This is a genomic window from Providencia sp. PROV119, assembly GCF_028482435.1.
In the GTDB taxonomy this organism is placed as follows: Bacteria; Pseudomonadota; Gammaproteobacteria; order Enterobacterales; family Enterobacteriaceae; genus Providencia; species Providencia stuartii.
Genome location: NZ_JAMPQL010000007.1, coordinates 1 through 20,435, shown reverse-complemented (window position 1 = coordinate 20,435; position 20,435 = coordinate 1). Strand labels below are relative to the sequence as shown.

Annotated in this window: 24 protein-coding genes and 1 pseudogene; 16 read left to right on the top strand and 9 right to left on the bottom strand. The window is 39.1% G+C overall.

The window, feature by feature from the left end; translation table 11 throughout:
* Nucleotides 1-14: 14 nt before the first annotated feature.
* The gene (locus tag PSF11_RS07975) at nucleotides 15-1,358 is read left to right on the top strand and encodes an NCS2 family permease (protein WP_272682752.1); all 1,344 of its coding nucleotides are present in this window, start codon (nucleotides 15-17) and stop codon (nucleotides 1,356-1,358) included.
* Nucleotides 1,359-1,395: 37 nt separating this feature from the next.
* Here PSF11_RS07975 and PSF11_RS07970 read toward each other — a convergent pair whose 3' ends face one another.
* The 4 genes from PSF11_RS07970 to PSF11_RS07955 all read right to left on the bottom strand — a co-directional run bounded on the left by PSF11_RS07970 (nucleotide 1,396) and on the right by PSF11_RS07955 (nucleotide 4,635).
* Nucleotides 1,396-1,599: a hypothetical protein gene (locus tag PSF11_RS07970; RefSeq protein ID WP_014656609.1), complete on the bottom strand. Its 204-nt coding sequence runs from the start codon at nucleotides 1,597-1,599 to the stop codon at nucleotides 1,396-1,398.
* Nucleotides 1,600-1,663: 64 nt separating this feature from the next.
* Nucleotides 1,664-2,815, bottom strand: coding sequence for a lactonase family protein (locus PSF11_RS07965; protein WP_014656610.1), 1,152 nt, complete (start codon nucleotides 2,813-2,815; stop codon nucleotides 1,664-1,666).
* A gap of 399 nt (nucleotides 2,816-3,214) precedes the next feature.
* Complete coding sequence (locus tag PSF11_RS07960) at nucleotides 3,215-3,619, bottom strand: RidA family protein (protein ID WP_004922750.1); 405 nt, start codon at nucleotides 3,617-3,619, stop codon at nucleotides 3,215-3,217.
* Nucleotides 3,620-3,702: 83 nt separating this feature from the next.
* Nucleotides 3,703-4,635 carry a helix-turn-helix domain-containing protein gene (locus tag PSF11_RS07955; RefSeq protein ID WP_004922753.1) on the bottom strand — a complete coding sequence of 311 codons (933 nt, stop codon included), beginning with the start codon at nucleotides 4,633-4,635 and terminating at the stop codon, nucleotides 3,703-3,705.
* 87 nt (nucleotides 4,636-4,722) lie between these two features.
* Here PSF11_RS07955 and PSF11_RS21295 point away from each other — a divergent pair, with 87 nt between their 5' ends.
* Nucleotides 4,723-4,980 carry a TetR family transcriptional regulator gene (locus PSF11_RS21295; protein WP_425401916.1) on the top strand — a complete coding sequence of 86 codons (258 nt, stop codon included), beginning with the start codon at nucleotides 4,723-4,725 and terminating at the stop codon, nucleotides 4,978-4,980.
* Nucleotides 4,981-5,061: 81 nt separating this feature from the next.
* Nucleotides 5,062-5,316, top strand: a complete 255-nt coding sequence (locus PSF11_RS21290; RefSeq protein WP_001121511.1) for a hypothetical protein — start codon at nucleotides 5,062-5,064, stop codon at nucleotides 5,314-5,316.
* 112 nt (nucleotides 5,317-5,428) lie between these two features.
* Here PSF11_RS21290 and tet(B) read toward each other — a convergent pair whose 3' ends face one another.
* On the bottom strand, nucleotides 5,429-6,634 hold the full coding sequence (gene tet(B) / locus PSF11_RS07945) for a tetracycline efflux MFS transporter Tet(B) (RefSeq protein ID WP_053110393.1): 1,206 nt from the start codon (nucleotides 6,632-6,634) through the stop codon (nucleotides 5,429-5,431).
* Nucleotides 6,635-6,715: 81 nt separating this feature from the next.
* Here tet(B) and tetR(B) point away from each other — a divergent pair, with 81 nt between their 5' ends.
* Nucleotides 6,716-7,339 (top strand): tetracycline resistance transcriptional repressor TetR(B), encoded by a 624-nt coding sequence (gene tetR(B), locus PSF11_RS07940; protein ID WP_000088605.1) that lies wholly within the window; start codon nucleotides 6,716-6,718, stop codon nucleotides 7,337-7,339.
* Here tetR(B) and PSF11_RS07935 read toward each other — a convergent pair.
* From PSF11_RS07935 to PSF11_RS07925, 3 genes are read right to left on the bottom strand one after another with little or no spacing between them, the layout of a single operon-like run.
* Nucleotides 7,317-8,003 carry an ArsR/SmtB family transcription factor gene (locus PSF11_RS07935; protein ID WP_001284954.1) on the bottom strand — a complete coding sequence of 229 codons (687 nt, stop codon included), beginning with the start codon at nucleotides 8,001-8,003 and terminating at the stop codon, nucleotides 7,317-7,319. The two genes, tetR(B) and PSF11_RS07935, sit on opposite strands and share 23 nt — an antisense overlap.
* 7 nt (nucleotides 8,004-8,010) lie before the next feature.
* Nucleotides 8,011-8,397 (bottom strand): hypothetical protein, encoded by a 387-nt coding sequence (locus PSF11_RS07930; protein ID WP_000460651.1) that lies wholly within the window; start codon nucleotides 8,395-8,397, stop codon nucleotides 8,011-8,013.
* Nucleotides 8,390-8,710, bottom strand: a complete 321-nt coding sequence (locus PSF11_RS07925; RefSeq protein ID WP_040132382.1) for an antibiotic biosynthesis monooxygenase family protein — start codon at nucleotides 8,708-8,710, stop codon at nucleotides 8,390-8,392. The genes PSF11_RS07930 and PSF11_RS07925 overlap by 8 nt, the downstream gene beginning before the upstream one ends.
* Nucleotides 8,711-9,153: 443 nt before the next feature.
* On the opposite strand from PSF11_RS07925, the gene gltS reads away from it, so the two are divergent.
* The 4 genes from gltS to PSF11_RS07905 all read left to right on the top strand — a co-directional run bounded on the left by gltS (nucleotide 9,154) and on the right by PSF11_RS07905 (nucleotide 13,153).
* Nucleotides 9,154-10,359, top strand: a complete 1,206-nt coding sequence (gltS, locus tag PSF11_RS07920) for a sodium/glutamate symporter (protein ID WP_000599533.1) — start codon at nucleotides 9,154-9,156, stop codon at nucleotides 10,357-10,359.
* 230 nt (nucleotides 10,360-10,589) lie between these two features.
* Nucleotides 10,590-11,495 carry a LysR family transcriptional regulator gene (locus PSF11_RS07915; protein WP_004922785.1) on the top strand — a complete coding sequence of 302 codons (906 nt, stop codon included), beginning with the start codon at nucleotides 10,590-10,592 and terminating at the stop codon, nucleotides 11,493-11,495.
* Nucleotides 11,496-11,551: 56 nt separating this feature from the next.
* Nucleotides 11,552-12,793: a D-amino acid dehydrogenase gene (locus PSF11_RS07910; RefSeq protein WP_036941455.1), complete on the top strand. Its 1,242-nt coding sequence runs from the start codon at nucleotides 11,552-11,554 to the stop codon at nucleotides 12,791-12,793.
* Nucleotides 12,794-12,802: 9 nt separating this feature from the next.
* On the top strand, nucleotides 12,803-13,153 hold the full coding sequence (locus PSF11_RS07905) for a RidA family protein (RefSeq protein ID WP_004922788.1): 351 nt from the start codon (nucleotides 12,803-12,805) through the stop codon (nucleotides 13,151-13,153).
* A 161-nt stretch (nucleotides 13,154-13,314) separates the two neighbouring features.
* Here PSF11_RS07905 and PSF11_RS07900 read toward each other — a convergent pair whose 3' ends face one another.
* Complete coding sequence (locus PSF11_RS07900) at nucleotides 13,315-13,584, bottom strand: DUF1471 domain-containing protein (RefSeq protein WP_004922790.1); 270 nt, start codon at nucleotides 13,582-13,584, stop codon at nucleotides 13,315-13,317.
* 290 nt (nucleotides 13,585-13,874) lie between these two features.
* On the opposite strand from PSF11_RS07900, the gene PSF11_RS07895 reads away from it, so the two are divergent.
* The 8 genes and pseudogenes from PSF11_RS07895 (at nucleotide 13,875) to PSF11_RS07860 (ending at nucleotide 20,372) form a co-directional block, all read left to right on the top strand.
* On the top strand, nucleotides 13,875-15,527 hold the full coding sequence (locus PSF11_RS07895; protein ID WP_072502480.1) for an alpha-keto acid decarboxylase family protein: 1,653 nt from the start codon (nucleotides 13,875-13,877) through the stop codon (nucleotides 15,525-15,527).
* Between the two features lie 55 nt (nucleotides 15,528-15,582).
* Complete coding sequence (locus PSF11_RS07890) at nucleotides 15,583-16,353, top strand: RHS repeat protein (protein WP_072502481.1); 771 nt, start codon at nucleotides 15,583-15,585, stop codon at nucleotides 16,351-16,353.
* Nucleotides 16,354-16,752: 399 nt separating this feature from the next.
* A complete protein-coding gene (locus PSF11_RS07885; protein WP_225829628.1) occupies nucleotides 16,753-17,997 on the top strand; it encodes an RHS repeat domain-containing protein in 1,245 nt (414 codons plus the stop codon).
* Nucleotides 17,998-18,012: 15 nt separating this feature from the next.
* Nucleotides 18,013-18,318: a hypothetical protein gene (locus PSF11_RS07880; protein ID WP_004927190.1), complete on the top strand. Its 306-nt coding sequence runs from the start codon at nucleotides 18,013-18,015 to the stop codon at nucleotides 18,316-18,318.
* Nucleotides 18,319-19,002: 684 nt separating this feature from the next.
* A complete protein-coding gene (locus tag PSF11_RS07875; RefSeq protein ID WP_225829627.1) occupies nucleotides 19,003-19,167 on the top strand; it encodes a hypothetical protein in 165 nt (54 codons plus the stop codon).
* A gap of 30 nt (nucleotides 19,168-19,197) precedes the next feature.
* A pseudogene (locus PSF11_RS07870) lies at nucleotides 19,198-19,278 on the top strand (RHS domain-containing protein); the annotation flags it as partial.
* A gap of 48 nt (nucleotides 19,279-19,326) precedes the next feature.
* Nucleotides 19,327-19,518 (top strand): RHS repeat-associated core domain-containing protein, encoded by a 192-nt coding sequence (locus PSF11_RS07865; RefSeq protein ID WP_014656624.1) that lies wholly within the window; start codon nucleotides 19,327-19,329, stop codon nucleotides 19,516-19,518.
* Between the two features lie 350 nt (nucleotides 19,519-19,868).
* A complete protein-coding gene (locus PSF11_RS07860) occupies nucleotides 19,869-20,372 on the top strand; it encodes a hypothetical protein (protein ID WP_053110412.1) in 504 nt (167 codons plus the stop codon).
* The last annotated feature ends 63 nt before the right edge of the window (nucleotides 20,373-20,435 follow it).

The window sequence follows — 20,435 nt, the reverse complement described above, 5'->3', positions numbered from 1 at the left end:
AGGAGAGCCAATTTATGGCTGACAATATGATTAATGTGCCAACATCAGGGAGTTGGCTAGAAAAACGTTTTGCATTGCGCGCTCGAGGGAGCACCGTCAGAACAGAGTTCTTAGCAGGGGTAACAGGTTTTCTTGCTGCCGCTTATTTGTTAGTTGTGATCCCCGGGCTGCTCGCCGCTGGGGGAATGGATAAAGGTGCCGCAACAACAGGCACGATCATTGTTTTTGTGCTGGCGAGTCTGCTAATGGCTTTCTATGCCAACCTTCCTTTCGTCGTTGGACCAGGCATTGGCGGCTCTGTACTGGTAGGTATCACACTTGCAGGTAGCGAAGGGATTAACTGGCAAATTGGTTTGGGCATAGCTTGTTGGTCAGGCATTTTATTCTTCCTGCTCACTAAATTTGGTTTACGCGAAGTTGTCACTCGCTCGGTTCCTCAATCGATCAAACTTGGGCTAACCGCCTCTATCGGTTTATTTGTTGCCGTTCTCGGTTTTCGAAATGCAGGTTTAGTACTTGCTAACCCTAAAACCAACGCCTTGATGTTAGGTGATTTTTTATCACCGGGGGCATTAGTGGCTTTGGCTGGTTTCTTTGTCGCCATCGCCTTGCAAGCACGACGTATACCCGGAGCTATTTTATGGGCAATTTTATTTGCCACCGTTATAGGTATTCCTTTTGGGGTCACAAAATTACCCGATAGCTTTATTGGTATTCCTCATTCAGTAGGCCCTGTATTCGGAGAGGTTGACTTAATTGGCGCCTTAAACATCGCCTTCTTACCCTTTTTATTTGTATTTTTTGCCGCTGAATTTTTCTCGACGATGGGCACGACACTGGCTGTCGGTGGTGAAGCGGGGTTACTTGATAAAGAAGGCAATATGCCGAACATTAACCGCCCATTTATCGTTGGCTCAATTGCAGCCGCACTCGGCCCATGGGTAGGCATTCCTGCGGCAACCGCTTTAATTGAGTCTTCAGCGGCTGCGGAAGCCGGCGGTAAAACGGGACTTACGGCTCTTGCAGCGGCCTTTATGTTCCTATTAATGCTACTGTTTACACCAATTGCTTTAATGATCCCAGCGCAAGCCACCGCGCCTGCATTAATTTTGATTGGACTAAATATGTTCAGTGGACTACGTAAAGTTGACCTTGCAAACTTTACGGATGGTTTACCTGTTTTAATGATGGTGATGATCACATTGATCGCCAATAGTTTCGGTACGGGTATTGCAGGTGGCCTACTGTTCTATATTCTGATTAAAGCTGTTGCAGGGAAATGGAGAGAGATCCCTATCAGCTTATGGGTATTAGCTGTACCACTCGTCTACTATTTTTCTACGCTGGTCAAACACTGATCATATAAGCACCCAACAACTGTTGGGTGCTTTCCCATTAATCAACCTTAATTGAAAAGCAATTACAGCCACAGTGAAAACGCACAATTTGAGGTTGTTTAGGCTGTTTACCTTGACGCTTACTGATTGAATTTTCAATTTCAACCGCACGCTTAATTTCATTGATTTCGAGCCGTGACAGACGCTTATTATTCCCTGTTGCACTTCGAATACGTTCATTCCCTAATTTTTCACCGGACATTGCAATTTCCTTTTCTCAACTCGCATTGATCGCACTTATTAGCACCACCAATAAAACCTGTAAGTTATTTTGTCTCACTGACGACCATTTGTGAAGGGGCGCCAATCGGTACATAGTCATCAACAAACACCAATTCCCCTGTATTCGGTTCAACCTTAAAACGGGTAATATTGTCACTACGTTGGTTCATAACATATAAATATTGACCGTCTGGAGACAATGTTAATGTTCTTGGGTAATCCCCTCGTGTCCATGTTTGCGATACTTTGCTGAGTGAACCCTCTTCATTAATACTAAAATGTGCAACACTATTGTGTAAACGATTTCCAACATAGAGATGTTTACCATCTTGGCTCTCTACAATACCCGAAATAAAATTTGTGCCTTTATAATTTTCAGGTAACGTCGAAACTGTCGCCTTCTCTTTTAAAGTACCTTTTTGTTTATCAAATTGATATTCAGTCAATGTTGATGCTTCTTCATTAACCAACCAAACTCTGTCTCCTAATTTAGAAAAAACAAAATGGCGAGGGCCAGCACCTTTTGATGATGCCATAATGTATGGGGGATCATTTGCAATTAATTTTCCATTCTTTCCATCAAAGCGATATTGATAGATGCGGTCAAGACCGAGATCTGTGGTAAACACATATTCCCCTGAAGGGTCGGTTGCTATCATGTGAGCATGAGGCCCGTTATGATCACTGATTGCAAAGCTCCCCTCAACTGCCGCTTCAGGATAGGCGGCTCCAGCAGGACCATCATGTTGAATAACTTCACTTGCAGGTAATAGACCGCCATCATCTCGAATAGGAAGCACCGACACAGCACCACTATGGTAATTCGCAACCAATAAGTAGCGCCCATCTGGGGTTATCGATAAATAAACAGGGCCATCCCCTCCAGATGAAACATTATTTATCGCCTGTAACTCCCCATTATCCTTAACCTGCCATGCATGAACCGTTCCCTTTTCTGTTTCACTCCCTGCATACAGCACTTTACCATTTTTTGATAAAACCAATTGTGCAGCATTTGTAAGTGGAGCGGCTAAAACTTTACGGCTTAATTGCCCCGTTTGATTATCGATATCAAAACGATATATTCCTTCACCATTAGGGCTATAAGTTCCAACCCACGCAAATTGAGGAGCGGCTACCAAAGAAGTACTCGCAAACATAAATGACGCCGCCCAGATAGATAACTTATTTGCCATGATAAATTTTCCTAGTTAAATAACAATACACGCTCATATCTTGGTATATGACCGAATATGAGTATTAAACTTAACCACTACATTGGTAGAATAGAAAAATCATCTATGACTGTGCAGCCACATTATTTCCATTTTCTCGTGGAAATAATCTACTAACTAGCGTTATCCATTTCCACTTAGCTGGTGTTACACATTAACAACTGGCTTTGTTGATAAAATTGAATTTTAAAATCAATCTGGATAGATAATTTAACTTTAGTATGTATTTTTATTTTTGAGATAAGCGTCGCGCTATTGAACAAAAATCATCATTATTTAATCATCAATAACAGTCTGTATTTCACCTAGATTTTATTGAATTGGCGAAAACCGATAATTAATATTATCGGTTAATCTCATTTAATTAAGCACTGCATGGGCTTCAATTTCAATCAGCCACTCTGGCAATGATAACCCCGTAACGATCACCCAAGATGATGCTGGTGGCGCCGAGGTAAACTTTTCTTTTAGTGCCTGAGATATCGCATTTTGCTCTTCATCACTATCACAACCTTGCTTAATATAAATCCGCAGCATAACAACATCATTCAGCGTTCCGTGGGCTTCTTTAAGGACATACTCGATATTTTTAATTGCTTGAATGGTTTGCTCATAAATACCACCAGCCACGGTTTGTTGATTCGCATCAACACCAACTTGCCCAGAGAGAAAAAGCTGCCGAGTACCTGTAGTTTCAATAGCTTGACTAAATCCATACTGCAATGAATTAAAAACAGATGAAGGATTAATTGATTTTTTTGACATATTATCTCATTTTAAAATAATCGTATTTTGAATAAAATACCTTTTCATATTTAAACAAAGCTTGAACAAACTAGTTTTCAGTGTTAGTAAATTGGCACAAAATATTCTATTTCAATTTCTTTTATTGGTAATTCTACATTTTCTTTATTATTAATATATTTTTCAATATCCACCCCTTCACGACGAAGTAGCCCTAGAGAAGGCAAAGAATAAAGATAAAGATTTAAGCTAAAATCACGGTATTCAGCCAAAGAGCCTTTAAATGAAAATTTTGCGTATTTTCCACTAGGCAAATAAATTTCTTTAAACTGGTTGTGATCAACAATTGGATCTATTGCTTTTAAGCCAATCTGGTATTTCACTTGCACCATGTGTGATCTTTTCTCTGTTTTCTGATAATTGATCAACACATAGCATTCTTTTATTTTTAAATTTGTCGCCTTAAAAAAATCATCCCAAAAACTTCCCCTAATATTTTCATGCAATAATCCAACCTCATCTAATGAAGATAGATACTGATACTCTTTAATATGCAAAGTATACTGTTCACACTCAACAATTTGAGGGATTGCTAAATAATCAATATCGAAATTGATAGGTGGCTGCATTGCCTCCAATTCCCATAATTTATTACGCCGATAATAACTTGGTGTAACCTTAAAAATGTACTTAAATCGACGTGTAAAAGATTGTTGGGAATCAAATTGATATTTTAATGCGATCTCAAGGATAGTTTTTTTCGTCAACCTCAACTCAACAGCCGCTTTCGTCAAACGACGAGCACGAATATAGCTAGCCAGTGTGACCCCTGTTACTTTTTTGAACAGCCGCTGAAAATACCACTTGGTATAACCCGCTTTATTCGCCACATCATCAAGCAGTAAAGACTGATCTAAATTATGTTCAATCCATAATAGAACATCTTTGATAACCGTTGTATGAAACTGCTTATCATCATATCTTAATTGGATGTTATTAGCTTTATTTTGATAGCGAGAATGCTGTTCAATATACATAAAATAACCTAAATGTTCTTAAGATTGTCACGACCACATCATCATGATACCATAAACATACTGACGGTATGTTATTTTAGATCTATCATGGAAAATAAAAATCATCAACAAGAAAATTTTAAGAGTACCTATCAATCACTGGTTAACTCAGCACGAATATTGTTTGTTGAAAAAGGCTATCAAGCTGTTTCAATAGATGAGATCTCGGGAAAAGCATTGGTGACCAAAGGTGCCTTTTATCATCACTTTAAAAATAAAAAACAATTACTCAGTGCCTGTTATAAGCAGCAATTAATTATGATTGATGCCTACATCACAACAAAAACTGATTTAACAAATGGTTAGTCTGCCTTAGAAAGTATATTTGAACATTATCTTGATTATATTATTGATAATAATAAAAACCTTATCCCTATCCAAGAAGTGATGCCTATCATTGGTTGGAATGAACTTGAAAAAATTAGCCTTGAATACATTACTGGTAAGGTAAACGCCATTGTCAGCAAATTGATCCAAGAGAACCAACTTAAAGCTTATGATGATGATGTGCTTAAAAACTTACTCAATGGCTGGTTTATGCATATCGCAATACATGCGAAAAACCTAAAAGAGCTTGCCGATAAAAAAGGCCAATTTATTGCTATTTACCGCGGCTTTTTATTGAGCTTGAAAGATAAATAAAATAGATAGGTTTTATTTGAAGCTAAATCTTCTTTATCGTAAAAAATGCCCTCTTGGGTTATCAAGAGGGTCATTATATTTCGCGGAATAACATCATTTGGTGACGAAATAACTAAGCACTTGTCTCCTGTTTACTCCCCTGAGCTTGAGGGGTTAACATGAAGGTCATCGATAGCAGGATAATAATACAGTAAAACGCTAAACCAATAATCCAAATCCAGCCATCCCAAATTGGTAGTGAATGATTATAAATAACAGCAAACAGTAATGGGCCAATAACACCGGTTGCATTGGTAAGGCTCACCAATAATCCCTGTAAAGCACCTTGCTGATGACTCTTTGTTTGGATAGACATCACTCCCTGTAATGCAGGTAAAGCGATCCCACCACCAGCCAATAAAATTAAAACAGGGAAAACTAACCAACCTTCAGATATAAACGCTAAAAAGGCAAATGCACTACTATCTGCAATAAATCCGAGCAGTACTGCCGTTTTTTCGCCCCATTTAGTGGCTATTCTTCCTGCCACAAAGGCTTGAAATACTGAGTGTAAAAGACCAAGACCCGCTAATGAAAAGCCAACCATCATGCTATTCCATCCAAAACGATTTTCGGTAAATAGCACCCACACCGTTGCGGGAATTTGGCCTATCAATTGCGCTGAAAAATAAATAATCAACAAAATGGGCATCGTTTTAAATAAAGTGATGTATACCGAATTCGATTGCGTCTCAACCCCTACTTCGGTATCTGCATTATCACGTGTATTTTTGGTTTCACGGAACCAAAACATAACCACAAGGAAAGTGACAATATTTAGCAACGCAGCGATAAAAAAGGGACTATGCGGTGAAATCTCTCCTGCAAAACCACCAATAATAGGCCCCGCTATTAAACCAAGCCCAAAACTTGCCCCTAACCAACCGAACCACTTCACGCGTTGAGAAGCTGAGGTGGTATCGGCAATGACCGATGCCGCGACAGCCCCAGTAGCTCCAGTGATCCCTGAAAGCAAACGGCCTAAATACAGCATCCAAAGCGCACTTGAAAAAGCCAGCAATAAGTAATCCAGCGATGCGCCTATTAATGACAACAATAGCACTGGGCGCCGACCAAATCGGTCAGACATTTTTCCAAGCCAAGGAGCAAAGATAACCTGCATTAACGCATAAAGTGCAAGCAATACGCCAAAGTGGTTAGCGATATCTTCCGAAGCAATAAATTCACGTAATAACGTTGGCAAGACTGGCATGATAAGGCCAATCCCCATGGCATCGAGTAACGTAATTACCAATGCGATCTTTGTCGAACTATTCATTTCACTTTTCTCTATCACTGATAGGGAGTGGTAAAATAACTCTATCGATGATAGAGTGTCAACAAAAATTAGGAATTAATGATGTCTAGATTAGATAAAAGTAAAGTGATTAACAGCGCATTAGAGCTGCTTAATGAGGTCGGAATCGAAGGTTTAACAACCCGTAAACTCGCCCAGAAGCTAGGTGTGGAGCAGCCTACATTGTATTGGCATGTAAAAAATAAGCGGGCTTTGCTCGACGCCTTAGCCATTGAGATGTTAGATAGGCACCATACTCACTTTTGCCCTTTAGAAGGGGAAAGCTGGCAAGATTTTTTACGTAATAACGCTAAAAGTTTTAGATGTGCTTTACTAAGTCATCGCGATGGAGCAAAAGTACATTTAGGTACACGGCCTACAGAAAAACAGTATGAAACTCTCGAAAATCAATTAGCCTTTTTATGCCAACAAGGTTTTTCACTAGAGAATGCATTATATGCACTCAGCGCTGTGGGGCATTTTACTTTAGGTTGCGTATTGGAAGATCAAGAGCATCAAGTCGCTAAAGAAGAAAGGGAAACACCTACTACTGATAGTATGCCGCCATTATTACGACAAGCTATCGAATTATTTGATCACCAAGGTGCAGAGCCAGCCTTCTTATTCGGCCTTGAATTGATCATATGCGGATTAGAAAAACAACTTAAATGTGAAAGTGGGTCTTAAAAGCTGCATAACCTTTTTCCGTGATGGTAACTTCACGGTAACCAAGATGTCGAGTTAACCACCCTTTAGATTCATAAAGCGAAAATAATGCGGCTCCAACGTACCCACCTAAATGGAAACGGCGTTCACTCCAATCTAAACACGCACAACAGATTTTACGTGAATGTTTGGAAGGAACGTCAATTCCCATTTCATGAAAATATTGAATACCACTTAATGTGATCATTGAACCATTTTCAGTGATCCATTGCTGTTGACAAAGGGAATCATAGATCTTAACGGCAACTTCACCAGCTAAATGATCATAGCAAGTACGTGCTTTTCGTAAATGCACTGGCGTGGAAACTTTGGCATGTACGCCATGGTTTAAGGAGATCCCCATCATACTTTCCATCAATTCAGCAATATCTTTTCCTGCTAGCCGAAAATAACGATGCTTGCCTTGAGCTACTACTGTGATTAGCTGGCAATCTAATAATTTAGATAAATGACTGCTCGCCGTTGAAGCTGATATATTCGCCACAGAACTTAGCTCAGTGGCCGTCCAAGCTCGCCCATCCATCAAAGCACTGAGTATTTTAACTCGTGAAATGTCAGACATAGCCGCCCCTATCGCGGCTATTGAGGACTCAAAGGTAACCTCTTTTCGTATTAAATTAGCCATCGCAAGTTCACTTTATTGCCCAAGGGAGCGTAACAGATGCAGCCATACTATCATTGTCCGTTATTAATATCAGTTGGTTAGCATGGTCACTGTATTGCACTAAAATATTAATGTTATTCTCCGCCAATACTCGTGCTATTTCGCCAAGTTCCCCCGGTTTTTCCTGTTTTAACTTACGAATTAATGGTGTCCGGATCGCAAGTACTAACAGTCCAGCTTGCTCTAGCGCTATTTTAGCTTCCTTTCCTTGTTCAACAAGAAAATGAGCATGGCATTCATCACCAACCGTAAATATCCCTCCCCCTTCCAATCCAATACCTTTATTACCTAATGTTTTTCCTAGTAATGCTAATTGTCCTATTTGATTGTCTAAAACAACGTGAACATCAAACATTATCCTTGTCCTTTTTAAATGAATATTCGCGAGTAATATGAGCAATACTAATTTTGTAAAAATCAAATATTGACTCTCGCCCTTCTTGCTGAGCTTTCGCATGTAAAACATGATTTTTCCATTGCAGAACTGCGTATTCGTTTTCCCACCAAGATAGCGATAATATTTTTCCTTCTGTAGCTAAACTTTGAAAACGTTCAATTGAAATAAAACCAGCTACATGACTTAACAGTGGTCTTAACTCCTCAGCTAAAGTCAAATAGCGAGTTTGTTGGTCGGGTTGTATTTGCACCTCAAATATTACAGCAATCATATTTTTCTCCGTTATTAATCAATAAACAGAGTAATCCACCCGAAAATTAACACTTCGATAAGCAACGAAATATAGAAAGGTCATGCTGCTGTTTTATGTTGTATATCACACTTCTTTAAATTGCTCGGCCTGCGCTTATCATGTTCTCCTTCTCTTATAATTTTGTTTATTATTTATACTTTTTTATTTTTTGCTATCACCGAAAATAGTGCGGATCCCGCATGGTATTCAGGTTTACCCATCATTAAATACCATTGTTGTTATTTTAACCTTTTTAATATTTCATGATTAAGATCACACTTAAATTATGACCCTATTAACTAAAAGTTATGGATACCCTAATAAAACTCATTGTTAAAAATTAGTTAACCAAAGTAACTTCATTTTTCACTATTGTTAAATTGTTATAGTGAAAATTCTGGTAAACTAATAGAGGTAAAAAAATGATCCTAGATGCCAGTTATACATTATTAGTCGCATGTATCGCGCTACTCATAGGAATGTTTGTCGTAAAATTTACCCCGTTCCTACAAAAAAACCACATACCAGAAGCCGTCGTTGGTGGCTTTATTGTTGCAATTGTTCTGTTAATTATTGATAAAACATCAGGTTATTCGTTTACTTTTGATGCTTCATTGCAAAGTTTATTAATGCTCACATTCTTTTCCTCTATCGGGCTAAGTTCTGACTTTTCTCGACTGATTAAAGGAGGAAAGCCGTTAGTTCTATTAACTATTGCAGTAACGATCCTAATCGCCATTCAAAATACTGTCGGCATGAGTATGGCTGTCATGATGAATGAAAGTCCATTTATTGGCTTAATTGCAGGTTCAATTACTCTAACAGGTGGTCATGGTAATGCCGGAGCATGGGGCCCTATTCTCGCTGATAAATATGGTGTAACAGGCGCCGTTGAATTAGCGATGGCTTGTGCAACACTTGGATTAGTGTTGGGTGGTTTAGTTGGCGGCCCTGTTGCCCGTCATCTTTTGAAAAAGGTCTCTATTCCTAAAACAACCGAGCAAGAGCGCGACACTATCGTTGAAGCTTTTGAGCAACCAAGCGTCAAAAGAAAAATCAATGCAAATAACGTTATTGAAACCATTTCAATGCTGATTATCTGTATTGTTGTTGGTGGCTATATCAGTGCATTGTTTAAAGATACTTTTCTGCAACTGCCTACTTTTGTCTGGTGTTTATTTGTCGGTATTATTATCCGTAATACACTGACTCATGTATTTAAACACGAAGTGTTTGAGCCGACCGTCGATGTATTAGGTAGCGTTGCTTTATCGCTTTTCTTGGCAATGGCGTTAATGTCATTAAAATTTGGTCAATTGGCAAGCATGGCAGGGCCAGTATTAATTATCATTGCTGTACAAACTGTTGTCATGGTGCTATTTGCCTGCTTTGTCACCTTCAAAATGATGGGCAAAGATTATGATGCTGTCGTGATCAGCGCGGGTCACTGTGGCTTTGGTATGGGAGCAACACCAACAGCAATTGCGAATATGCAAACAGTCACAAAAGCATTTGGACCATCACATAAAGCTTTCCTTGTCGTTCCTATGGTCGGTGCCTTTATTGTTGATATTTCAAACAGTATCTTAATTAAAATATTTATTGAAATTGGTACGTACTTTACCTAATAGCTACACACTACTCGGCGTACTTCTCCTAACAATTTATTATAGGGCAGTATGCCGAGCCGCTTTCTTACCCCGTATATTCCCCTAGTCAATCTATTTAGCTTGCACGTTTACGAATTAATTCTCGTGACAACTAAACCAAAATTTGAATTATGACGAGTATATCTGATTATTTATACTTTATTCGTTAGAATAGTCCGTAGAAATAAATAATCAGTAGGCTACATGGAATGAAATTAAGACATCTCGATATCTTTTATGCTGTAATGACTTGTGGTTCCTTAACGCGTGCGGCTGAAGTTTTACATATTTCTCAACCCGCGGCGAGTAAAGCACTCAAACATGCTGAGCAACAATTAGGGTTAGTATTATTCCAACGAATTAGAGGGAAATTATTACCAACCGATGAGGCTTTACTGCTTTTTGATGAAGCAAAAGAAGTTTATCGAAATTTAGACCGCTTAAGAATATTAGCGCAAAATTTATCCAAAAACCCTCAGGGAAAATTAGCGATTGGCTGTTTACCAAGCCTAGGTTTAAACTTAGTACCTGAAGTCACCGCTCTGTTTATTAAAAAACACCCCAATATAAAATTAACGATTGGCACCCATCATACCGTCGATATCATGCAATTATTAACCCAACAAGACCTTGATATTGGTATTGGTTTCAATTTGGCTATTGAAGGCGGAATTACGGTATTACCCATCGCTGAAATCCCCCTTGTTTATGTTGATACGCAAAAACATGAAGGTCCTGTTTCATTAGCTGATATTGACCAAGATCGTTGGATACATCCAGGTTCAGACTCATTAGCGCAATTATTACAGCAATACCATGAGTTCTCGGTTTCAAATATTAGTGTGCATACCTACCACATGGCGGCTGAATTTGTTCGAGCAGGGTTAGGTTGCAGTATTACTGATATTTTCTCTGCTGAGCACACATTACCAAAATCGATGATCTATCCACTCAAAGAGGATCTGCATTTAGCTGTTTCAGTTTTCCATCGTGCGGATAGACCATTGACTAAAGCGGCTCAAAACTATGTAAATACTTTGTCACTAACCCTCGAAAAAAGAAATAAAGTAGTTAACCAAAAGTTATACTCTGGCAATGAAAACTCAATTGTTTAGTTAACTTATTCGCCGTTAAATAATAACTCCTCAGTTATTATTGGTTGCGGATAATTATGAAAAAACATGTGGTGGTTATTGGTGCAGGTGTCATTGGCCTTAGTACTGCATATGCTTTAATCAAAGCGGGTCATGCCGTCACTTTATTAGAATCAGAATCTGATGTCGGCATGCAAACAAGTTTCGCCAATGGCGGACAACTTAGCTATCGCTATGTTTCGCCGTTAGCAGATGCAGGAGTACCATTACAAGGTTTAAGTTGGATGGGGAAAGATGATTCACCATTGAATTTAAAAATACAATTTTCCCTGCAACAATGGGCTTGGTTAACTCAATTCACCTTAGCTTGTAATCGCAAAACAAATAAAATTAATGGTGCTCACCAACTACGCCTCTCTTTACTCAGCCAAGAGATCATGAATATCTGGCGTAATAATGGTGATATCGGTGACTTTGCTTGGGAAAAATCGGGTAAACTAATTATTCACCGTGACCAAAAAAGCTTTAATAAAGCTTGCGAAACCATCGACAGTCAATTTCAAAAGGTTTTAAATCCGACTGAAATTACCGCCTTAGAGCCATCATTAAAGAATATTCAATCACAGTTAGTGGGCGCAATTTATGCTCCTGATGATGAAAGTGCGGACTGTTATTTATTCTGTAAAAACTTACTCCAATATTTATCAACTCAAGCAGATTTTACACTATGCTTACAACATTCTGTTGTTTCATTTATTAAAGATGATAAGCGAATTACAGGTGTTATTACTCCGCAAGGAACAATTTCTGCCGATGATGTCATTGTATGTGCCGGGAATGGAAGCAGGAAACTGCTAAAAACATTAGGTATTCATGTACCAATGCTTGGCTTAAAAGGCTATAGCCTTTCTATTCCTTATCCAGAAAAAGAACATGTGGTGCCTAAAATCAATGTAACTGATTATGGAAATAAAATTGTTTATGCAAAACTTAATCAGCAACTTCGCATCGCCGCAATGGTGGATATCGGTTATGACAAATTAGGCTTGCGTGATAACCGAATTTCCGCCTTAAAAAATATTATTAAAAACACATTCCCTGATGTAACAAATATTGAAGATGCCGAAACATGGTGTGGATTACGTCCATCAACACCAAAAGGGCCACCAATATTAGGCAAAACTGGATATAACAATCTTTGGTTAAATATTGGTCATGGTAGCTTAGGGTTTACCTTAGCCGCTGGCAGCGCTCAAATTCTCAGCCAATTAGTTTCAGGGGAAACATCTCCCATCTCTTTAACTGGATTAACGAGGTAATACCACAATATGATCAAACGTAATAATCCAAAGCCACGTTTAGCTGATAGCGTTGAATATGCAGGTTTAGTTTATTTATCAGGACAAGTTCCTAATGATTTAAATGGTGATATCACAGCTCAGACACAAGATGTACTTGCAAAAATAGATACTCTATTAGCTGCAAGTAACAGTGACAAAACACGTATTCTTTCAGCCCAAGTTTGGATCAAAAATATGGAACGTGATTTTGCTGCTTTTAATGCTGTTTGGGAATCATGGATGCCAACAGAGAATAGCCCTGCACGTGCTGCCGTTGAAGCAAATATGGCTAGAGAGCAAGTGCTTGTGGAAATCATGGTAACCGCTGCGCAACGTTAGTGCCGATTTCAATAACGATACTTTGGCCTAAAAATCGCTTTATATTCCATGGGCGTTTGACCTTTGCATATCACTCTCAACAGGTTAATCCCTACCTAAAAAACAACTAAGTTGCATCGTTCCCTTTAATAAAGGGTGAATGATACAACTTAGTTTAATGATTATTTTTTATATAAGCTGGCCGTTACCGAAACATCGTTTCCACTTCCTTCAGACTCAACCGAAGTAATAACAAAATATTCAGCACCTTTCTCATCCGCTTTTTGAGAGATTGCCTTTACATAATCAGCAGATACACCATCATTCATAACAACATTGACCGTGCCTGCAAATTTCAAATACAGAGATTTTGTATAATTAATTTCTGTCGCCCCAAACGCTAATGGACTTAATAATGCAAAAGATAATACAAGTATTTTTAGTTTTTTCATAATAAAGCCACCTTAACAATAATTTTTTGTTTATAAACAATAAAAAACGTTAATGGCTTATATTTGTTCTGTCAATGACTACATTATCTAATTCGTTTATTCCTTTCTAGATTGAAAATATTGTTAGCTCTTAATAAACAAAAGATTACCCTACATTCTCATTTTTAAGCTTTATTATATTATTTTATTTATATAACAGCGATCACATAGAGCAGTTCCATTTAAACTCATCTACAAATGATATTTCATTATTCATTACCGACTGTCTTAAAAGCATAATGGAGAAAATGATGAAAAAAACAGTGGTACAATATTTATTAACTCGATTATACGATATAGGTGTTAGCGATATTTTTGGTGTTGCTGGGGATTATTCATTTCCAATTAATGATGCCATTTGTGAAAATAATAAAATGCGCTGGATTGGCTGCTGTAATGAATTAAATGCAGCATATGCTGCAGATGGGTATGCGCGAATAAAAGGTATAGCTGCATTATCAACAACATTCGGTGTTGGTGAACTCAGTGCTATCAATGCTATTGCGGGCTCTTACGCTGAATATTTACCTATTTTTCATTTGGTAGGAATGCCATCTAGCGGTGCACAGGAAAGTAAAAAAATTCTTCATCACTCTTTAGGAGATGGGGATTTCACTCTGTTCTATAAAATGTTTCAACCTATTAGTTGTGCGCAAGCAATTCTTACCCCTGAAAATTGTATTGAAGAAGTAGAACGGCTGATCACATACGCTTTATTTAAGCGCCAACCTGTCTATATCGGTATTCCATCCGATTATGCTGAAATGCCTATTCATACAAATAAACGGTATTCAGTATGCACTGATATTCCCCAAAGTAATAATCAAAACCTAACCAAAGTTATTAATATAATTTTAAATAAACTATTAACTAGCCAAAAAATTAGCCTACTTCCGGGAATTTTAGCTTCTCGTTTAGGATTAATCGATGAGCTTCAAACCCTAATAAATAAATCAAACTTACCTTATGCCACCATGATTATGGATAAAGGGGTACTCAATGAAACAGCATCTAATTATATGGGCATCTATTACGGGCATTTAATAAATACCCCTGTTAGTGAATATATAGAAAGCAGCGATTGTATTATTAGCATCGGTGCAATGATGACGGATATGAATACGGGCTGTTTTACTGCCGCTATCCCTTCAGAATATCATATCAATATCATGCCTGATTATGTCAAAATTGGTTCTACAGTATACTCTCAGGTGTATATGAAGGATGTACTCGCTAAATTGAAAGAGCGAATTCCCTCATTTCATCAAAACCACCCTAAAGTTCAATGCTTAGATGAATCATTGTTCACCGGCTATCAATCAATATCGGCTGAATATCTATATTCTCGATTCGAAAAGATGTTTAAAGAAAATGATATTATTTTTACTGACACAGGAACCCCATTAATGGGTTTAGTCTTTGCACAACTTCCTAAAGGGGTTCAATTCTGTAACCAAACCTTGTGGGGGTCTATTGGATGGTCTACTGCCGCCGCTTTCGGAGCGGCTTTGGCAGCACCTAAGCGTAGAGTGATCTTAATTACAGGGGAAGGGGCTCATCAGTTAACAGCACAAGAAATTTGCCAGTTTGCACGTTTTCAATTAAAACCGATTATTTTCATTATCAATAATGATGGGTATCTATTTGAGCGCTTAATATGCAAAGATCCGGAAGCTTATTACAATGATATCGCTAAATGGGATTATGGAAAATTACCCGCTGCATTAGGTTGTCATGATTGGAATTGCCAAAAGGTAACACGTTGTAATGAACTTGATATCGCCATCAATCATGCTGAGTCATCCCCTTTTGCATCCTACATTGAAGTGGTCACTGATAAATACGTTGCACCTGAGCTTGCACATAAATTACGGGGAGCATTAGATTCGTTATACTCTTCTTAATATGAAATAACTATTATGATAAGAACTGGCAGCTGGTTATTAAACAATCAAAACCTTGCCAGTTAAAGAAATCTCTCCACTGGAGCAAACGACCGAATACCGCTATGACTTTAAAACTACACTGCGCCCCACCGTCCGCATTGATGCCAAACAGGGGCGCAGCGAGTTCCTCTGGACAAAACGCGGACAATTACTGCGTCATACCGACTGCTCTGGCAAGCAGCACTACTGGCATTATGATGATGAAGGTCGTTTGGTTTCTCACACTAACGCCTTACATGAAGCCACAGAGTACCACTACGATAATGCAGGACACATCACGCGCATTGTGTTGCCGGATAATTCTACCGTTCAATTGGCCTGGAATGCCGCGGGGCTCCTCACCCATCACCAACGCAATGACAATACTCCGCGTCAGTGGCAATACAACGCCTTCGGTCGCGTCACAACGGAAATCGATAAACTCACTCGACATATCCATTACCATTACAATGCTGAAGGCGTATTAATTTCAATTGAAAACGCCAACGGCGGACGTTACCTACTTAACCGTGATGCCGAAGGCCGACTCATCGAAGAAATCCGCCCGGATGATACACTGCTGAAATACACCTATAACCACATTGGGCGACTCGCGGAAGAGTCTCACTTAAGCGACCGTGTATTCCCATCCGCCGCGCGTACGGTATCACTCTATTATGACGCTGCGGGTAACCTTGCCCAACGTGAAACGTTAACTGATTGCTATCAATATCAGTGGGATAGCATGAACCGTCTGTTACTCGCATCAAGGCAACCCAATAAAATAGGGTTTGAGCTGGGATGACAAGCCAGCCAAGTACGCTTTGAGTACGATGCGCTGGGATGCATTACCCGTGAGCAAACGGGCGATGATATCGTCGAATTTGCTTACGATGAACTCAATAATCTGAGCTGTCTGACGTTACCTCAAGGTGACAGCCTAAACTGGCTCTATTACGGTTCAGGGCATGCCACTGCCATCAATCACCTTGTCGACGGCACCCCGCACTTAATCACCGAATTTGAACGCGATGACCTGCACCGTGAAATTAGCCGTACCCAAGGTGCTCTAACCCAATATCGACAGTACGATAAGCTGGGACGGACGATAAGTACCTTCAGCTCACGCAATAAACCGCATCCACTCAACGGCATTGCCTCATCACGAAAATGGTTCTATGACGAACAAGATAACCTTGGCGCGATGGAAGACCATTATCGGGGTTGGGTGGAATACCTGTATGACTCTGAGCAGCGACTGAAAAAAGTCTCCAGTGGCGAAAACATGGATGCCATGCTGTTCTATGACCGTGCGGATAATCTGTTAGAGCGTCCTCAATCAGAAATCGAGGCTCAAACGCCATCAATGCCTGCCCTAAGCCCACAAGGGGATAGGCTACTTCAATTTCAAGGCTGGCAATATCGCCATGATGCCTATGGTAACGTGATTTCACGCGGGCACCCTAACCAAGCCAAACAAACTTATCAGTATGATGGGGATAACCGTTTAGTTATCGCCCAAACCAGCGACATGAAAGCCCAATATCACTACGATGCACTGGGTCGTCGCATTCATAAAGTGGTTGAGTCACGGGCTTACGGCACACTGAAACGACATGAAACCCATTTTGTGTGGCAAGGGCTACGGTTGCTGCAAGAGCAGGATATCAATACGGGTAAATGTCAGACCTATTGCTACGAAGAGCACGGCAGCTATACCCCACTCGCCGTCATCGTGAAGCAACCCAGTGGATACCACTATTACTGGCACCACTGCGACATTAACAGCGCCCCACTTGATGTCACCAACGAACAAGGTAATACGGTGTGGTCAGGGAAATATGAGCGCTTTGGCTTTGTTCGCAGTAGCCCATTGAGTTTCTACTCTGACCCAGAACGTGAAATGGAGTCCTTCGAGCAAAACTTACGCTATGCCGGGCAGTATTTTGACAATGAAACGGGGCTACATTTTAATACGTTCAGGTTCTACGACCCACAGATAGGCCGTTTTATCATGCCTGATCCGATTGGGTTGTTGGGTGGGATGAATTTGTATCGATATGCACCGAATCCGTTGTCACATACAGATCCATTAGGATTAATTAATCCTAATGACTTATGGTATACACAAAATTCTATTTCGGATATTTTTGCGCAAGGCCCATGGAAAGGTAAAACAGTAGAAGAGGCCATCATTGAAACTAGAAAACTAGGTAAATTACCAGATGGTCTTCAAATTAGTTATGAAAAAATAATAATGCCTAATGGGCAAGAGGTGTATGCAACCTTAAATAATCGTACGACTTACGTTGCCCAACAAGCAGGGCTCAAAAATGTAGATGCTATAGACAAAAAAGGCAAAGGTTTAAATACATATAATAAACTAACAGATGGCGGTTCAAGGCTGCCATCACCTAATCACCCTGAAGTTAAATTAAAAAAATGTTAACATCTGGAGTTATATATGCCCAAAGAGATATACACTGGAACCTATTTATTTGGTGATGTAAATTCAAACACTTCTTTTGGGGGGGTATCAAGTACCATAAAGCTGCCTAATTATGAAAAATTCATAACGTTGTACATACATGATAAATGTAAAAGTGGCATAGATATTATCGAGAATGCAGCAACATACAATTTATCTATAAAGGAATTAGAAGGTTTGTATTTAGCATTAGAGAGAATAATAAATGATATCAGAAAGTTAGAATCGCTATCAAAACAAAATCTCTTATGTGAGAGTGCTTATTCGTTTACTGATGAGTAGGTAAATATCCAATAAGCCCCAAAAACAGATGCATTCGTTAAGGGCGTTTGGAAAATCTTCAAAAAAGGAGCCAAAAAGGTTTATGCTATTAACAGGGAAACGGGTGAATTGTATCGTGACAAACCTGAAACTCGGTATTTTGCTTGGCCTGATGCTGCAAAAATTTATGATGGTACAGATGGTCGCTACTTAACAGCTACCGCATTTAATTTTTATATTGCTAAATAACAAGTATAGAAGGCAGTTTTACCTGCCATCTCAGACTGCTAACAAACATATTATGTTTGGCGGCAAGTCTAATAGGTTTTGAAAATAAATTACGAAAATCAATTTATTGATTTTCGGCTGATAACACAAAGTGGGAAAAACCACGCTTTTATCCCGCTTTGCCAACAACCTCACACGGTGTGCGACCAGACCTTTTGAATAACCCAACGCTTTTCCGATCTCATCATAAGTTGGGGGTGCCCCGTCTTCTTTGATGTATTTAACCAAATACCCACCATTAAGCCCACATTCTGATTATCAGGTTAAAGAATTATTAGGGGTTACCTAGACTTACAGGAGGCGCTCTACCTTCATATTTTTCATAACGATCAGCAGGGGCAACCCTGCTTTTCAATATTTGCCTTACAGGCATAGCCTTCTTGAAATAACAATGCACTGAGTCGTCATATTCATAAAGTGGTTGAATCACGGGCTCACGGCAAACCAACACGCCACGAAACCCATTTTGTCTGGCAAGGACTACGGTTACTGCAAGAGCAGAATATCAATACCGGTAAATGCCAAACCTATTACTGCGAAGAACACGGCAGCTATACCCCACTCGCCGTTATTGTGAAGTAATCCAGTGGATACCACTATTACTGGCATCACTGCGACATTAGCAGTGCCCCACTTGATGTCACCAACGAACAAGGCAATACGGTATGGTCAGGGAAATATGAACGCTTTGGCTTTGTTCGCAATAGCCCATTAAGTTTCTACTCCGACCCAGATCGCAAGATGGAGTCCTTTGAGCAGAACTTACGCTATGCTGGACAGTATTTTGACACTGAAACAGGATTACATTTTAATACCTTCAGATTCTATGACCCACAGATAGGCCGTTTTATCATGTCCGACCCAATTGGGTTATTGGGTGGGATAAATCTGTATCAGTATGCACCTAACCCGCTAATGTGGGTGAATCCTTGAGGATTGACGGAGGCTTTAATTTATAAAAATCCCGGACATCATGAACCCGGGTATTTACCAGGTAGACAAGTGCCATTCAATAGCTCCAAAAGCATAATACCACCTAACGCTGAAGAGCTCTTTAAACTTAGTCAGTTAGACCCTAATGACTCAAAAACGAGTTAGGTCAAAATTGGGGAAGGTAAAAAAGCTGTTTGGCATAGATTCCAAAGTAGTGCTGCTGATGGCTCAGGACCATTCCATTGGAATGGTTCAACGGATAGTGTTGATATTAGAGGCAAACCTAGAGCTATAGATCCAAGAAATGTCCCTAAGTATGCAAAAAATATGGAAGGTATAAAACCGTGCAAATGAAGACAAGACTTATAGGAAAAAAAAATACTCTTGCAGTCGAATATTTTTTTGAAAATAAGGAGAAATTTATTGGCCGAGCAAAGTTTTGGATTAATGACTTATTTTTTGGAAGCTTAGACGATACAATTTTTTTTGATGGCTACTTAATCGGTGGGCTCAATGAAATTTTAAACAAAAAACACTTAAATCAAAGATACTTGCTTGATAATTATTGTTCTACTTATGAACTATTAGAAGCAGATATCTTAGACTTTAATGGTGAAGAGTATGAGTTAGCCGAAAATTTTAATGTGAATTTAGGAACTTGGTCAGATTATTTTAATATATATTCATACAAATTAACCGATGAAATTGGTGCCATTTTATGGAGATTTGTTGATACTAGTGAATCATTGAAGGATTTAATAGATTATCCTAAAAATATCTTCTATGAAGAGTTTAGATATGATGAATTGCGTCATATAGTGAATGATCTAACCCTACTAAAGCTTGACCAGTAAAGAACTTTATCGTAGTTAAGCTAGAAGATATTTCAATCTTCTAGCTTAACTATACTGATACAC

Bases quoted from the DNA above. Each gene is read 5' to 3' on its own strand.
- PSF11_RS07975 (WP_272682752.1), top strand. From the start codon at position 15: ATGGCTGACAATATGATTAATGTGCCAACATCAGGGAGTTGGCTAGAA.
- PSF11_RS07970 (WP_014656609.1), bottom strand. From the start codon at position 1,599: ATGTCCGGTGAAAAATTAGGGAATGAACGTATTCGAAGTGCAACAGGG.
- PSF11_RS07965 (WP_014656610.1), bottom strand. From the start codon at position 2,815: ATGGCAAATAAGTTATCTATCTGGGCGGCGTCATTTATGTTTGCGAGT.
- PSF11_RS07960 (WP_004922750.1), bottom strand. From the start codon at position 3,619: ATGTCAAAAAAATCAATTAATCCTTCATCTGTTTTTAATTCATTGCAG.
- PSF11_RS07955 (WP_004922753.1), bottom strand. From the start codon at position 4,635: ATGTATATTGAACAGCATTCTCGCTATCAAAATAAAGCTAATAACATC.
- PSF11_RS21295 (WP_425401916.1), top strand. From the start codon at position 4,723: ATGGAAAATAAAAATCATCAACAAGAAAATTTTAAGAGTACCTATCAA.
- PSF11_RS21290 (WP_001121511.1), top strand. From the start codon at position 5,062: ATGCCTATCATTGGTTGGAATGAACTTGAAAAAATTAGCCTTGAATAC.
- PSF11_RS07935 (WP_001284954.1), bottom strand. From the start codon at position 8,003: ATGGCTAATTTAATACGAAAAGAGGTTACCTTTGAGTCCTCAATAGCC.
- PSF11_RS07930 (WP_000460651.1), bottom strand. From the start codon at position 8,397: ATGTTTGATGTTCACGTTGTTTTAGACAATCAAATAGGACAATTAGCA.
- PSF11_RS07925 (WP_040132382.1), bottom strand. From the start codon at position 8,710: ATGATTGCTGTAATATTTGAGGTGCAAATACAACCCGACCAACAAACT.
- gltS (WP_000599533.1), top strand. From the start codon at position 9,154: ATGATCCTAGATGCCAGTTATACATTATTAGTCGCATGTATCGCGCTA.
- PSF11_RS07915 (WP_004922785.1), top strand. From the start codon at position 10,590: ATGAAATTAAGACATCTCGATATCTTTTATGCTGTAATGACTTGTGGT.
- PSF11_RS07910 (WP_036941455.1), top strand. From the start codon at position 11,552: ATGAAAAAACATGTGGTGGTTATTGGTGCAGGTGTCATTGGCCTTAGT.
- PSF11_RS07905 (WP_004922788.1), top strand. From the start codon at position 12,803: ATGATCAAACGTAATAATCCAAAGCCACGTTTAGCTGATAGCGTTGAA.
- PSF11_RS07900 (WP_004922790.1), bottom strand. From the start codon at position 13,584: ATGAAAAAACTAAAAATACTTGTATTATCTTTTGCATTATTAAGTCCA.
- PSF11_RS07895 (WP_072502480.1), top strand. From the start codon at position 13,875: ATGAAAAAAACAGTGGTACAATATTTATTAACTCGATTATACGATATA.
- PSF11_RS07885 (WP_225829628.1), top strand. From the start codon at position 16,753: ATGGAAGACCATTATCGGGGTTGGGTGGAATACCTGTATGACTCTGAG.
- PSF11_RS07880 (WP_004927190.1), top strand. From the start codon at position 18,013: ATGCCCAAAGAGATATACACTGGAACCTATTTATTTGGTGATGTAAAT.
- PSF11_RS07865 (WP_014656624.1), top strand. From the start codon at position 19,327: ATGGAGTCCTTTGAGCAGAACTTACGCTATGCTGGACAGTATTTTGAC.
- PSF11_RS07860 (WP_053110412.1), top strand. From the start codon at position 19,869: ATGAAGACAAGACTTATAGGAAAAAAAAATACTCTTGCAGTCGAATAT.